Source organism: Arthrobacter sp. NPDC080031 (assembly GCF_040702485.1).
GTDB lineage: Bacteria > Actinomycetota > Actinomycetes > Actinomycetales > Micrococcaceae > Arthrobacter.
On the sequence record NZ_JBFBLA010000004.1, the window covers coordinates 15790 to 29517 of the forward strand.

The 13728-nt window shown below is 65.7% G+C and carries 11 protein-coding genes; 6 read left to right on the forward strand and 5 right to left on the reverse strand.

The genetic code is table 11. From position 1 onward, the window contains the following. The first annotated feature begins 12 nt into the window (after positions 1-12). Positions 13-1458, forward strand: a complete 1446-nt coding sequence (locus tag AB0323_RS04310) for a glycoside hydrolase family 32 protein (protein WP_366176269.1) — start codon at positions 13-15, stop codon at positions 1456-1458. Between the two features lie 117 nt (positions 1459-1575). Here AB0323_RS04310 and AB0323_RS04315 read toward each other — a convergent pair whose 3' ends face one another. Then, positions 1576-2640 carry a LacI family DNA-binding transcriptional regulator gene (locus AB0323_RS04315; RefSeq protein WP_366176270.1) on the reverse strand — a complete coding sequence of 355 codons (1065 nt, stop codon included), beginning with the start codon at positions 2638-2640 and terminating at the stop codon, positions 1576-1578. 417 nt (positions 2641-3057) lie between these two features. Between AB0323_RS04315 and AB0323_RS04320 the strand changes: the two genes are divergently transcribed. From AB0323_RS04320 to menD, 4 genes are all read left to right on the forward strand, one after another. Beyond that, entirely contained in the window at positions 3058-3231 is a 174-nt protein-coding gene (locus AB0323_RS04320; RefSeq protein WP_366176271.1) for a hypothetical protein, read from the forward strand. Positions 3232-3326: 95 nt separating this feature from the next. After that, positions 3327-4316, forward strand: a complete 990-nt coding sequence (locus AB0323_RS04325) for an o-succinylbenzoate synthase (protein ID WP_366176272.1) — start codon at positions 3327-3329, stop codon at positions 4314-4316. 109 nt (positions 4317-4425) lie between these two features. After that, positions 4426-6516: a PhoX family phosphatase gene (locus AB0323_RS04330; RefSeq protein WP_366176273.1), complete on the forward strand. Its 2091-nt coding sequence runs from the start codon at positions 4426-4428 to the stop codon at positions 6514-6516. A 145-nt stretch (positions 6517-6661) separates the two neighbouring features. Then, entirely contained in the window at positions 6662-8371 is a 1710-nt protein-coding gene (gene menD / locus AB0323_RS04335; RefSeq protein WP_366176274.1) for a 2-succinyl-5-enolpyruvyl-6-hydroxy-3-cyclohexene-1-carboxylic-acid synthase, read from the forward strand. 101 nt (positions 8372-8472) lie between these two features. Here the strand turns inward: menD and AB0323_RS04340 are convergent, their stop codons facing one another. From AB0323_RS04340 to AB0323_RS04355, 4 genes are all read right to left on the reverse strand, one after another. Beyond that, positions 8473-9249 carry an amino acid ABC transporter ATP-binding protein gene (locus AB0323_RS04340; protein ID WP_274619627.1) on the reverse strand — a complete coding sequence of 259 codons (777 nt, stop codon included), beginning with the start codon at positions 9247-9249 and terminating at the stop codon, positions 8473-8475. After that, the gene (locus AB0323_RS04345; protein WP_364535404.1) at positions 9246-10220 is read right to left on the reverse strand and encodes an amino acid ABC transporter permease; all 975 of its coding nucleotides are present in this window, start codon (positions 10218-10220) and stop codon (positions 9246-9248) included. The genes AB0323_RS04340 and AB0323_RS04345 overlap by 4 nt, the downstream gene beginning before the upstream one ends. A 35-nt stretch (positions 10221-10255) precedes the next feature. Further along, a complete protein-coding gene (locus AB0323_RS04350) occupies positions 10256-11209 on the reverse strand; it encodes an ABC transporter substrate-binding protein (protein WP_366176275.1) in 954 nt (317 codons plus the stop codon). 201 nt (positions 11210-11410) lie between these two features. Continuing rightward, entirely contained in the window at positions 11411-12847 is a 1437-nt protein-coding gene (locus tag AB0323_RS04355) for an isochorismate synthase (RefSeq protein WP_366176276.1), read from the reverse strand. A gap of 92 nt (positions 12848-12939) precedes the next feature. Here AB0323_RS04355 and AB0323_RS04360 point away from each other — a divergent pair, with 92 nt between their 5' ends. Continuing rightward, positions 12940-13716 carry a demethylmenaquinone methyltransferase gene (locus AB0323_RS04360; protein ID WP_366176277.1) on the forward strand — a complete coding sequence of 259 codons (777 nt, stop codon included), beginning with the start codon at positions 12940-12942 and terminating at the stop codon, positions 13714-13716. Positions 13717-13728 lie beyond the last annotated feature (12 nt).

Sequence of the window (13728 nt, forward strand, 5' to 3'; positions counted from 1 at the left end):
GAAAGGACTTCGATGACGGACCTCATATCCTCCGCCCCTGCACTTGCGGCGGCTGTCATCCACCCGGACCCCGCTTTCCCGCGCTTCCACCCCCGCCCTGCGCAAGGCTGGATCAACGACCCCAACGGCATCAGCTACATCAACGGCCGCTACCACGTGTTCTTCCAGTTCAACCCGGAATCGGCGCGGCACCACCGGATCCACTGGGGGCACGTCAGCTCTCCGGACCTGGTCCACTGGGATGAGCACCCGGTCGCGCTCCGCCCGGAGGACGGCGGGCCGGATGAGTTCGGTTGCTGGACCGGCGTGGTGACCGACGACGGCGGCGTCCCCACCGCTGCGTACTCCGGCGTGCGGGGCGACGGCGGGCACTCGCAAGTGGTGATTTCCCGGGGCTCCGCGGACCTGGTGACTTGGGAGCAGGATGGTCACATAGCCGCTTCCATGCCGGGCGATGGCCTGGTCACGGCCGTGCGCGACCCTTTCATCTTCCACTTCAACGGCAAGCGCTACGCCATGCAGGGCGCCGGGCTGGCCAATCGACATGCTGCTTTGCTGCTATACACGGTGGAGGACATGTCCGACTGGAAGTACCAAGGCATTTGGCTGACCACCGAAAACCCCGTGGCGGCCACGCACACTCCGGCCGAAATCTGGGAGTGCCCGCAACTGGTCCGGGTGCCTGCCGACGGGGTGCCTACCGACAGGGTGCTCTCCAACGGGGTGCCTGCAGGCGGGGCCGACACCTGGGTCATGATGTTCTCCCTGTGGCTCTCCGGTGACGACCATGAGCACGCCAACGGAGTGGGCCACCTGATCGGCTCGCTCTCCGAGGACCCCTCCACGGGGCTGCCCGTGTTCGTCCCGCGTTCCGGCGGCAGGTCCGACCTTGGCCGGGACTTCTATGCTCCCCAGATTGTGCAGCTGGATTCTGCGTCCGGGGCGGGGTCGACGCCGCGGGCCCTGCTGTGGGGATGGGCCAACGAAGGCCCGGGCCGTGATGGACGACGTGGCCGCTCGCAAGACGAGATCGACGCCGCAGGCTGGGCGGGCGTATTAACCCACCCGCGCTTCCTCTCGGTTGAGGACGGCGCACTGGTGGTTGCTCCTGCCCCGGAGATCGAGGCATATCGGGGTCCCGTGCTTGCGGGCGGGGCGTCCGGGTCCGTTGTGTTGCCGCCGTTTGCCGAGGCTGTTGTGAAGGCTGGGACTGTTGGTGGAACCGGTGAGGTTCGGCTGGTCCTGGCCTCCGGCGCTGAGCAGCAAGTCGTGTTTGCGGGGGCGTTGTCCGAGGGCGAGGAACTCCGCATCTTCATCGATGCTTCCCTGGTGGAGGTGTATCGGAAGGGATCGGTGGCCACGACACTCCGCGCCTACCCTGCCGTGGGCGAGGAATGGATCCTTGAGCTTCCCGAAGGCGCGGCGGCGGACGTCTGGGAACTGAAGCTGCCCGAATAGGCGGCAGGCCGCCGTCGTGGTTTCCCCACGTTTGACCATTTTTGGCCGGTGTCGCAGTCCGGGATCCCTGTATTTCCGCGGATTCCCGGGCGGCGGTCCGGCCAAAGGTGGGGAGATTCAGCGGGCGGGAACGGGCCCGGTGGACTCTCGGACCACCAAACGGCAGGGAACCATGGTTTCCAAGCCGGCGTCGGCCTCCAAATCGACTCCCGCCCCGGGCCGCTGGGCCGGGTCCTCAATCTGTTCCAGCAACATGCTCATCGCTGTAGCGCCCATTTCCCGCAGGGGGAGGGCCATGGTGGTGAGCGCGGGAACCATGGTGCCCGCGATGCGTGACTCGTCGTCGTAACCAATGATCGAGAGGTCCCGCGGTACGGCCAGGCCCAGGCGCGCCGCAGCCAGGGCGACACCGACGGCGAGTCGGTCGTTGGCGCACGCAATCGCCGTCGGCCGCTCGCTGGCGGAGAGCAGTCCCATGGCGCCATGGAAACCGTCGTTGATGTCCCAACCGGCCGTGAACACGCGGTCTTCGCGCACGGGGACGGCCGCTTTGGCCATTGCTTCCCGATGCCCCGCGATGCGCAAGGGCACAGCCGGGGAGGTGGCGGCGCCGGCAAGGAACGCGATATCGCGATGGCCCAGCTGCAGCAAGTGCTCGGTGGCTTCCCGACCGCCGGAAACTTCGTCCGGGATCACGTGGTGCAGCTGCGGGGTGGGACTGTTGTCGAAGCAGTTGGCCAGCACCGAGGGGACGCGGAGCATGCCCTGGGGCACGTCGAGCGGCTTCAAACCGACCGTGACGTACATCAGTCCGTCCACTTGCCGGTCCAAAAGGGTCTCGACGGCGCTCTCGTCGCGGGAGGCGTCGCGCTCGGTGTCCATGACCACCGTGACAAAGCCGTGGGCGCGGGCGACGTCGTCGGCGCCACCAATGATGTTGCCGTCGAACGGGCTCACCACCACCTCGTCCGACACGATGCCGATCACGCGCGTGCGCTGGTTCCGCAGGCTCAAGGCGATGGGGTTGGGGGAGTAGTTGAGGTCCGCGGCGGCCTGGCGGATACGGTCCTGGCTTTCCTTGGCCACGTTGCCGTCTCCCCGGCCGTTGAGCACCAGCGACACCGCACTCCGCGAGACGCCCGCCCGTTTGGCGACGTCGAGTGCTGTGGCCTTACGCTGCATGCGGGCTCCTCCGGCTGTGGTTCCGTACCTTGCTGCATTCTACCTAACGCGTGTGAGGGGTGGCCCGCCCCGTGTCCCCCAGCCCGACGCCCGCTCACATATACACCCTTCCAGAGCAACCCTCGCTCACATACACACCCTTACAGCGGCACGCTGACGCCCCGCCAACGGTATCGATGAGGCGGCGATTCAGGACATGCAGGATTCGATGGCAGTCGGACGCGCCGACATGACTACCGATCCCGCCAAATGCCGGGATCTCCTGAAGGCAGGAGAGTTGGTCGACTACAGAATCCCGACCGCGGCCGCTGTGGTGTGGCCCCAGGCGAATATGTCCGTCATCATGGCGTCATCCGACCACTCCGGCCCACTATCACCGGTTCCGGGTCGCCGATCCATGTGCTTCGTATGGTCACCATGAGCGGAAACCTGTTCGTCACGGGGGTCCACCCGCTGCCGGATGCGCGGCCCACGGACGCGGTCATCCGGGAGCTCAGCAGTTACGTCAATGCGATCGTCGACCATGCCGGCGATCGAGCGCCCACTCTTCCTGCCACGAAACAGCCGCCACAAGCAGGCAACTCCGCCTAGCCGGGCAACTCGGCCGGCCGGCCGGGCGGCGGCCCCACCCCAGCCGGCCGGGCGGCGGCCCCACCCCAGCCGCCGCCCCACGCTACAGTGAAGCCATGCCTCCGTTCCCCACCCTCGACGAGCTCCTTGCCACCGCCAAAGTGGTGAGCCTGCCGATGAGGGTCAAGTTCCGGGGCATCACCGAGCGCGAGACCCTCCTGTTCCGCGGACCGGCCGGCTGGGGCGAATTTTGCCCGTTCCCCGAGTATGGCGACGCCGAGGCTTCCCGCTGGCTCGCCGCCGCCGTCGAAGCAGCATGGCAGGGTTTTCCGCCGCAGCTGAGGGACACCATTCCCGTCAACGCCACCGTCCCCGCCGTACCTGCCGCCCGGGTGCCCGAGGTCCTGGAGCGCTTCGGCCGCGTGGACGCCGTCAAGGTCAAGGTCGCCGAGCGCGGGCAGGAACTGGCCGACGACGTCGCGCGCGTCACCGCAGTCAGGGACGCCCTGCCGGACGCCGCGATCCGTGTCGACGCGAACGCAGGCTGGGATGTGCCGCAGGCGGTTGAGGCACTCGGGCGACTATCCGCCGTCGGGCTCGAATACGCCGAACAGCCCGTGCCGCACATCGAGGGCCTCGCCGAAGTCCGACGACGGCTCGCGCAACAGGGTACCCCGGTGCTGATCGCCGCCGACGAATCCGTGCGCAAGGAAGACGACCCCCTCAAGGTGGCGCGGGCCGGCGCGGCTGACCTGATCGTGGTCAAGGTGGCGCCGCTTGGGGGAGTGCGGCGCGCGCTGGACATCGTGGCGCAAGCCGGGCTTCCCGCCGTCGTGAGCTCGGCGCTGGACACCTCGGTGGGAATCCGCGCGGGGCTCGCGCTCGCCGCTGCACTGCCCGAGCTGCCCTTCGCGTGCGGGCTGGGGACCGTGCGCCTGTTCGCCTCCGACATCACGCAGGCTCCTTTAGTGCCCGACGACGGCGCCATCCGCGTCCGCGAAGCCGTCGCCGACGAGGGGCTGCTGGAGCAGTATGCGGCTCCCGCTGAACGTCGCGATTGGTGGCTGGACCGGCTCCGCCGCGTGCACGCCCTGCTGCATGCATAGATTCCTGTGAAAAGGCTGGGAATTCACTGCAACTTAACCTGAGTGTCCTCTCGGATTCCGAAAGCGCTGCAAGGGTGGGGAAATCACTCAATCCCCGGAGGTATTTCCCATGTCTGAATCAACCGCGCGCAAGTTCGGCTTGCTCCCCATGCTCGGCCATACGAAGGGCAAACGCAGCCCCGTGACGTGCGCCCTGAAGTGCGACAACGCTTGCTCGGGCGAGGTGTGCAACACGAGCTCCAACGCCTACTTCCGCGACATCGCTTCCGCAGCCGTGTCCCGCCGCGCCGCCCTGGGCTTTGGCGCCGTCGGTGCGCTCGCCGTCGTACTGGGCGGAAGCCTGTCCGGCAACCTTCCCGAAGCCGGCGGCGTTGGCTTGTCCGAGGCGGCAAAGACGGGCTTCGACAAGGCCAAGCTCAAGTTCACGCCGATTAAACCGGTCGACTACACGGTTGACGCGTTCACCGTGCCGGACGGTTTCGCGTGGCAGCCGATCATCCGTTGGGGCGATCCGCTCTTTGCGGACTCGCCGGCCTTCGAGCTGAACGGCCAGACCGCAGCGGCGCAGGCCCGCCAGTTCGGCTACAACAACGACTACACGGACATCCTGCCCATCCCGGATTCCAAGGACCGCCGTGCCGTACTCTTCACCAACCACGAGTACACCAACGAGAACATCATGTTCCCGGCCACTTTGGCGGCTGCGGAGGCCCGCGCGATCGGGCGTGCCGCGCACGGACTCACGGTTGTTGAACTCGAGCGCAAGAACAAGAACAAGCCGTGGAGCTACGTCAAGGGTGCGCCGCTCAACCGTCGGTTCCTGACCGACACCACCTACGAGCTCACCGGCCCCGCCGCGGGCACGGACCTCGTCAAGACCATCGACGACCCGTCCGGTCGGAAGATCAAAGGGACCCTGGGCAACTGCTCCGGAGGCACGACTCCCTGGGGCACCATCCTCTCCGGCGAGGAAAACTTCAACGGCTACTTCGTGGCTCCCGGCACCTCCGCGGGCGACAAACGCTACGGCCTTACTTCCAAGGCCACCGCACGCAAGTGGGAGCTGGACGAGCAGCGATTCGACACCCGTAATGCCGGATATGCCAACGAATCCAACCGCTTTGGCTGGATCGTGGAAGTCGACCCGTTCGACCCCTCCTCCACACCCAAGAAGCACTCCGCCATGGGCCGCTTCAAGCACGAAGGCGCCAACGTGATTGTCGCCGCGTCCGGCCATGTAGTGGCTTACATGGGCGACGACGAGCGCTTCGACTACCTCTACAAATTCGTCTCCAAGGGCAAGTACATGGCCGGAGACTCGGCTGCGGCCCGCCGGAACAACATGAACCTTCTCTCCGAAGGGGACCTCTACGTCGCCAAGTTCACCGGAGACTCTCCCTCGGCCGAGATCGACGGAACCGGAAAACTCCCGTCCGACGGCGCGTTCGACGGTTCCGGCGAGTGGCTTCCCTTGGTGGTCGACGGCGCTTCCGCGGTTCCGGGCATGTCCGTCCCCGAGGTCCTGGTCTACACCCGCCTCGCCGCGGATAAGGTTGGCCCCACGAAGATGGACCGCTGCGAAGACGTCGAGCCGAACCTGGCGACCGGCAAGGTCTACGTGGTCTGCACGAACAACTCGGACCGCGGCAAGCCCGGCAAGGAAGGCGCCACCGAGGTCAACCCGCGCACGCTCAACCGGGACGGCCACATTGTGGAAATCACCGAAACCGGCGACCAGACCTCCACACGCTTCAACTGGACCCTCCTGATGGTTTGCGGAGATCCCGCCAAGAACTCCTCCACATACTTCTCCGGCTTCCCGGCCGACAAGGTCTCGCCCATCTCCTGCCCGGACAACGTGGCGTTCGACTCGGCAGGCAACATGTGGATCGCGACTGACGGCGCGCCGTCGTCCATCGGGTATGCGGACGGCCTCTTCAAGGTCACCCTCGATGGCAGCCAGCGCGGGAGAGTGGAGCAGTTCCTCGCCGTACCGCGCGACGCCGAGACCTGTGGACCGATCGTTCACGACGACGAGCGGACAGTATTCGTCGCCGTGCAACACCCGGGCGAGGAAGGTTCCTTCGACGCTCCGCACTCGTACTTCCCGGACTACGTGGGCGCCGGAACCACCCCGGCCGCCGGCCAGGTCCGCGCGCCGCGTCCGTCGATCGTGCAGGTGTTCCGCAAGGACGGCTAAGGCTTTCCCCCGACGCCCGCTCACCTATGCGGGCCTTTTCCCGGACGCCCGCTCACTTTCTTCAAGAGAGTGAGCGGGCGTTTGGGATTTTGGGCCGATAGGTGAGCGGGCGTTTGAAAGGAGGCGCCGCTAATAGACTGGTGCGGTGACTTCGCAAGGCTCCCTGAGCTCCCTCGCCGCTGCCCGGATCGCCGTCAAGGCGTTGCTCGACGGCGGTGTGCGGCACGTGGTGGTCTCTCCCGGTTCGCGCTCGGCGCCGATGGCGTACGCGCTGGCCGAGGCCGAAGCTGCCGGGAACGTCAGGCTCCTCGTCAGGATCGACGAACGCTCTGCCGGTTTCACGGCCTTGGGCTTGGCGCTGTCGACAGGCGCGCCGGCGGCCGTCCTCACCACCTCAGGCACCGCCGTCGGGAACCTCTTGCCCGCGGTGATGGAGGCCAACCACGCCGCCGTGCCGCTCGTGGTCCTTTCGGCCGACCGCCCGGCCGAGCTGCACGGTACCGGCGCCAACCAGACCACCATCCAACTGGACCTCTTCGGCGAACACATGCGCTTCGCCGTCGACATCGCCGCTGGCAGCAACCCGAAGAGGGCGGTCGAGACTGCCATCTACGCGGCGACCGGCGCCCTTGAGAACACGCCTCCCGGACCGGTTCAGCTCAACCTGGCGTTCCGTGAGCCGCTGGTTCCGGAACCCGGCGAGGTCCTGCCCTCCACCAGGGGCCGTGGAGTTTTCCACTACGACTCCGGCCCCCAGCCACTGAGCATGTCCCCAGCTCCTGCCGAACTGACGGAGCGGCGGACGGTGGTTTTGGCGGGGCACGACGCCGGTCCGGTCGCCGAGGCGTTTGCCCGCGCCCACGGCCTTCCGTTGCTGGCCGAGCCGTCGTCCAACGCACGCTTTGGTCCCAACGCGGTGGGGCCGTACCGCCTCATGCTGGACAACTTCGGGCGCGGCTCTGCGCTGCCGATCGAGCGGGTGGTGGTCTTCGGTCGGCCTACGCTGTCCAGGCCCGTCGCCGCGCTCCTGGCCCGCGGAGATCTTCGCACCGCCATGTATGAGCCCGTTCCTGTGGCTTGGTATGAACACGGCCGGCGCAGCGAGGAGCGCTTTGATTCGCTGACTGACTTGGCGGTGTTCGCAGGCCGGGGCTCGGCCGAGTGGCTCGACGCGTGGCTCCTGGCCGGTGCCGCGGCCCAGCACGCGCTCGACGGCGTCCTCGAGGCCGAGCAGGCAGCCAACGGACCGGCGGTGGGAGCCGCCGTCTGGAAACACGCCCGAGGGCAGTTGGTCCTGGGCTCTTCCAACGGCATCCGTGACGTCGACCTCGCCGGGCAGCCCAGCTCCGAGCCCATCGCCACGGTGTTCGCGAACCGCGGCCTCGCCGGCATCGACGGCACCATCTCAACGGCTACTGGAATCGCCCTCGGCGCAGGCCGCGAAACCACCCTCCTCCTGGGCGACATCACCTTCCTGCACGACGCCGGGGGCCTGTTCCTCGGAGCCGGCGAACCCGGACCGGACCTGCGCATCGTGGTCCTCAACGACGCCGGCGGGGGCATTTTCGGCCTCCTGGAGCACGGCAAGGTGGAGGACGACGGCGGCTACGGCACCGCCGTCGAGCGCCTCTTCGGCACCCCGCACAGCGTGGACATTTCCGCGCTGGCCGCGGCATACGGCGTCGGGCACACTTCGGTGCGTACGACGGCGGAGCTCGCCGACGTGCTTGCCGGGCCTTTGAAGGGACGCAGCATCGTGGAGGTACGCACGGACCGTTCAGGGTTGCGTCCCTTGCACGCGCGCATCAAGGCGGCAGTTGCTGCGGCAGTGTCCCAGGTGCTGCTCGGGGCGTAGGCGGTCGGCGCTGCGGGCAGTTCCTTGCGCAACGCAAAATGCCCTGCGCAGCTGGAATTCCAGCCGCGCAGGGCATTTTGCGTATCGGGCAGCGCCAGGACCTACAGCACGCGGCTGAGGAATTCCTTGGTGCGCGCGTGCTGGGGGTTGGCGATGATTTCGCGGGGGTCACCCGATTCCACCACCACACCTCCGTCCATGAAGGTCAGGCGGTCGCCGACTTCGCGGGCAAAGCCGATCTCGTGGGTCACCACGATCATGGTCATGCCGGACTTGGCCAGGTCCTTCATCACGTTCAGCACATCGCCCACGAGTTCGGGGTCAAGGGCGGACGTCGGCTCGTCGAAGAGCATCAGTTCCGGTTCCATGGCCAGAGCCCGGGCGATCGCGACGCGTTGCTGTTGGCCGCCGGAAAGCTGTGCCGGGTAGTGGTTGGCCCGGTCGGCCAGGCCTACCCGGTCCAGCAACTCGAGGGCTGCCTTCTTGGCATCGCTCTTGGATTTGCCCTTGACCTGCACGGGAGCTTCCATGACGTTGTACAGGGCGGTCTTGTGCGGGAACAGGTTGAAGCGTTGGAAGACCATGCCGATTTCCCGGCGTTGCGCGGCGATTTCCTTGACCTTCAGGTCGTGGAGGCGGCCGTTGACTTCGCGGTAGCCGATCAGCTGGTCACCGACGGAGATGCGGCCGGCGCTGATCGTTTCAAGCAGGTTCACGCAACGGAGCATCGTGGACTTGCCGGAACCGGACGGGCCGATGACAACGGACACTTCGCCCTGGTTGACCGTCAGGTCGATGCCGCGGAGCACGTGGTGGGGACCGAAGTACTTGTGGAGGCCTTCGATCCGCACCAGCGGTTTCTGGGTGGTGATCGTCATTTTGCCTCCTCCTCGGGGAATTCCATCTTCAAGGACGGCTCTGCTTCGGCACTGGGTGCCACTGCTGCGGCGGCTTTCGCGGCTGCAGGATTGATGAGGGCTGGAGCCTGGTTGGTATCCACGCCCTTGCCGTAATACTTCTCGATGTAGTGCTGACCCACCATGAGGAGACTGGTGACCAGAAGGTACCAGAATGCGGCAATGATCAGGAGAGGGATGGGGAGGTAGATCCGGTTGGCCAAGGCGTTGGTCGCGAAGGTCAGATCGAGCGTGAACGGCACGGCCAATACCAGGGAGGTGGTCTTGAGCATACCGATGGTCTCATTGCCGGTGGGCGGGACGATGATGCGCATTGCCTGGGGCAGGACGATCCGCCACATGATCTTGCCCTTGCCCATGCCCAGGGCTTCGGCGGCTTCGGTCTGTCCCTTGTCCACGGACTTCAAACCGGCCCGGAAGATCTCCGCAAGATACGCGGATTCGTTCAGACCCAAGCCCAGGATGGCCGGGATGAGGCCATGGGTCGGGTCCGAGAGCGCGTAGCTCACAAGCTGAGGGCCAAAAGGAATCCCGAGGGAAATCGTCGGATAGAGAACCGTGACAAGCCCCCAGAAGAGCAGCTGTGTGTAGACCGGGGTGCCGCGGAAAAACCAGACCCAGAGCCAGCTTGTGTAGCGAAGGACCGGGTTGTCCGATTGGCGCATGACAGCCAACAGGATGGCCAAGACAATCGCCAGAACCATCGAGGCGACAGTCAGGAACAGCGTCCAGCCGACACCTTGGACAACCTTGACGTCCAGGATGTATGTCCCGACTACGTCCCAACGGAAGTTGGGGTTCGTGATCGCGCTCTGCACCATGAGGATCACGGCGCCAACGATGATGACGGCGCTGATCCAGCGGCCGGGATGCCTGACCGGCACCGCATCGTTCAGCACCGGCGCTGCGTGGCCTGGTTGATGATGATCCATCTGTGCACCTGATTTGTTATCGGTGGCGGGAATGCTCAAGACTTGACCGCCGGGTTGACCTCGGACTTGGTGATGGCGCCTTCGGCGTTGCCCCAGCCAGTGAGGATCTTCTTGTATGAACCGTCAGACATGAGCTTGGTCAGCGTCTTCTGGATGACATCGGCGAGGGCGGTGTCCGACTTGGCAACGGCGATGCCCTGGGGAGCGGCGTCGTAAACGTCGCCGAGCCGTTCAAGCTGGCCGTTCGTCTGGGTCAGGGCGTAACCGATGATGGGGGAGTCGGCTGCCATGGCGTCGATGCTGCCGTTAACGAGCCGGGTGGTGACGTCGGTCTGGTTCTTGAGTGTGACGATGTTGATCGGCTGCTTGCCGTCAGCTGCGCACTTCTTGTTGCGGCCGGAGAGGTCCGGGTCTTCCTGGACGGTGCCGGTCTGCACGCCGATGGACTTGCCGCAGACGTCGTCCAGGGAGAACTTCTTCGGGTTGCCCTTCTGCACGGCCCAGGCGGTGCCGGCGTTGAAGTAGCTGACCATGTTGACGGCGCCGAGACGCTCGGGGTTGATGGTGAAGGACGAGATGCCCAGATCGTACTTCGGGCCGAGGGCGGGGAGGATGCCCGTGAATTCGGCGGTCTGCACCTGGACCTTCAGGCCGAGGGTGGCGCCGATCGCCTTGGCGATGTCGACGTCGTAGCCGACCGGGGTCTGGCCGTCCGGTCCGAGGAATTCCGCAGGAGCGTAGGTCGTATCCGAGCCAACGGTCAGCGTGCCCTTGGACTTGATGGCCGCGGGGACCATTGCGGCCAGGGTGTCGTCCTTGGCGATGGTGCTGGGGTCAAAGCTTGCATTGGCACTGCCGGAAGGCGAGGCGGCGCTCGAGGGGCCCGCCTCCGAGGCGTTGGTGCAGGCAGTCAGTGCCAGGGCGCCGATTGCGATGATTGTTGCAGCCTTGAGCGTCGAACTGACCGGAAGCGAACGGAATTTCTGCATTTTCTTACCTTTTGTTGCAGTGGATGCGAAACTAATCGGTTCATAGTGTAGCGCCGAACATGAGATGTGCGTCACAGAAAACTAAGTTTTACTATTGGATAACCTACCAAGTAAAAAATCAAGACCCCCAACAGGGCTATTGTCTCGCATCCCAGACATCCGCGGCGGTAGCTTTGGAACGGAATCCTCGGGTTTGGACTCTTAGCTGCTGATGCCCAGCGACTCGAGCATCGGCCGGAATTTGGCCCAGGTCTCGGCCAGTTCGGCGTCGGGCACGGAGCCTTCAACAATCCCGCAGCCCGCATACAGGCGCACGGTCGTAGGACTCTCGATGATCGCGCCGCGCAGTGCGATGCCCCACTCGCCGTTGCCCGCGGCGTCGAGCCACCCGACCGGGCCGGCGTACGGTCCGCGATCCATGTGCTCAAGCTCCCGGATCAGTTCCCCGGCCACCAAGGTAGGCGTGCCACACACGGCGGCCGTGGGGTGAAGCGCGTTGATCAGGGCCAAGCACGTAGGGACATGTCCCTCGATATCGGCAAGCTCGGCCTTCACGTCCGATGCCAGATGCCACACATTGGGCAGTTCCAGGATGAACGGTTCGCTGTGGGCATTCATAGCTTCGGAAAAGGGCGCGAGCTGGGTGGTCAGTGATTGGATGGCGATCTCGTGCTCGTGCCGTTGTTTCTCCGAACCGGCCAGCACGCGTTCGGCGTATTCCATGGGGGAACCGTCCACGCCCTCGGCGTCGCGGCGGTCGAGCGTCCCGGCCAGGACGCGCGCTTGCGCAGTGCGGCCCTCCACCTGGATGAGCATTTCCGGCGTCGCTCCCACCAAGCCGTCGACGCCGTAGGTCCAGCATTCGCGGTAACGGCTGGCCAGCTGCCGCAGGACTTTGGCGGCGTTGACGCCGTCGGGCAGCGTCGCCATGACGTCGCGGGCGAGCACCAGCTTCTCGAGCTTTCCGGTCCGGATTGCCGCCACGCCCTCGGCCACGGCCTGCTTCCAGGCGGTTTCGCTCAGCGAGCCGCTCTCCAGCGTGGCCTTCCCGTCCCCCAACTGACTCGCAGTTGTTGTCGTTATGAGCCTTCTAAACGACAACAACTGCGAGCTAGTTGGGTGCCCGACGCCGGAGCCTCCCGCCGCCGTAAGCTCACCGTCCTCTGACTCGCGTTCGTCTGACTCGCGTTCCTCTGACTCGCCGTCCGCGGGGCTGAGCCAGCCTGCCAGGGCGGCGAGGGCGCCCGCTTCGGTGAGTTCGACGTCGTCGAGCGTCAACTGGGTGAGCCACGACTGCCCATCCCGGATCCCCACAACAATTTCCGGAAGGATCAAGCGCGATTCATAGGCGGACGTCTTGGAGAAAGCAAAGGAGCCAAAGGCCACCGGGCCGGTGCCGGGGATTTCAAGGGGATCCGTGACGTCGGCCTCGATGACCAGATGGCGCCACCAGATATCGGCCTCGAGAAAGCGATCGGGCCCGGAAGCGGTGAATCGCGCGAGTTCGCCAAAGCCCACCAGTCCGTTCTCGCGGCGGGACCAGCACAGGACATCGTCCCGGACCAGAAATGACGGCAGTCCCCCGGAGGATGAGTCAACATCGAGGGGGACTGTCAAGGTGCGGAGCGTACTCGTCATGATGGAACAACATTACTCCCGCGGGCAATGGGAGCCGTGCGGACCGGTGTGCCCCGAAAGTTCTTCCCATATTTGTCTGAGACAATTGCAGGGTGAACCGAGCATCCTTGGAAAAGCGTCCGGACGAAGTTGCGACGATGTTTGACGATGTCGCCCCCAAATACGACGTCGTCAACGATGTCCTGTCCCTGGGGCAGACCCGTCGTTGGCGCCGGGTTGTTGTGGACGCGATGGATGTTCGGGTGGGCCAGAGGGTCCTGGACCTAGCTGCCGGGACCGGCACGTCCAGCGAACCATACGCCGACGCCGGAGTGGACGTTGTGGCCTGCGACTTCTCGCTCGGGATGCTGAAGGTTGGCAAACGCCGTCGTCCGGACATCGACTTCGTGGCCGGGGACGCCACCAAGCTGCCCTTCGCGGACAACTCCTTCGACGCGTGCACCATTTCCTTCGGCCTGCGCAACGTCAACGAACCGCACAAGGCCCTCGCAGAGATGTTCCGTGTCACCAAGCCGGGCGGACGCCTGGTCATCGCCGAATTCTCGGCCCCGGTGGTGCCCCTCTGGCGGACCATGTACACCGAATACCTCATGCGCGCACTGCCCGCCATCGCAACCAAGGTCTCCTCGAACCCGGACGCCTACGTGTACCTCGCCGAGTCCATCCGCGCTTGGCCGGACCAGGACCACCTGGCCGCGTGGCTGCAGGAAGCCGGCTGGACCGGGGTCACCTACCGCAACCTGAGCGGCGGCATCGTAGCGGTGCACCGAGCCCAGAAGTCCGGTGCCGAACACCGGGAAAGCGTTCCCGTGGCCAAGCTGCGCCGCCAGATCAAGCCGCGCCGCCAATCCGGCGATCAGTCCCGCTAACGGGCCTATTAA

Bases quoted from the DNA above. Each gene is read 5' to 3' on its own strand.
- AB0323_RS04350 (WP_366176275.1), bottom strand. From the start codon at position 11,209: ATGCAGAAATTCCGTTCGCTTCCGGTCAGTTCGACGCTCAAGGCTGCA.
- AB0323_RS04315 (WP_366176270.1), bottom strand. From the start codon at position 2,640: ATGCAGCGTAAGGCCACAGCACTCGACGTCGCCAAACGGGCGGGCGTC.
- AB0323_RS04310 (WP_366176269.1), top strand. From the start codon at position 13: ATGACGGACCTCATATCCTCCGCCCCTGCACTTGCGGCGGCTGTCATC.
- AB0323_RS04340 (WP_274619627.1), bottom strand. From the start codon at position 9,249: ATGACGATCACCACCCAGAAACCGCTGGTGCGGATCGAAGGCCTCCAC.
- AB0323_RS04320 (WP_366176271.1), top strand. From the start codon at position 3,058: ATGAGCGGAAACCTGTTCGTCACGGGGGTCCACCCGCTGCCGGATGCG.
- AB0323_RS04345 (WP_364535404.1), bottom strand. From the start codon at position 10,220: ATGGATCATCATCAACCAGGCCACGCAGCGCCGGTGCTGAACGATGCG.
- AB0323_RS04355 (WP_366176276.1), bottom strand. From the start codon at position 12,847: ATGACGAGTACGCTCCGCACCTTGACAGTCCCCCTCGATGTTGACTCA.
- AB0323_RS04330 (WP_366176273.1), top strand. From the start codon at position 4,426: ATGTCTGAATCAACCGCGCGCAAGTTCGGCTTGCTCCCCATGCTCGGC.
- AB0323_RS04325 (WP_366176272.1), top strand. From the start codon at position 3,327: ATGCCTCCGTTCCCCACCCTCGACGAGCTCCTTGCCACCGCCAAAGTG.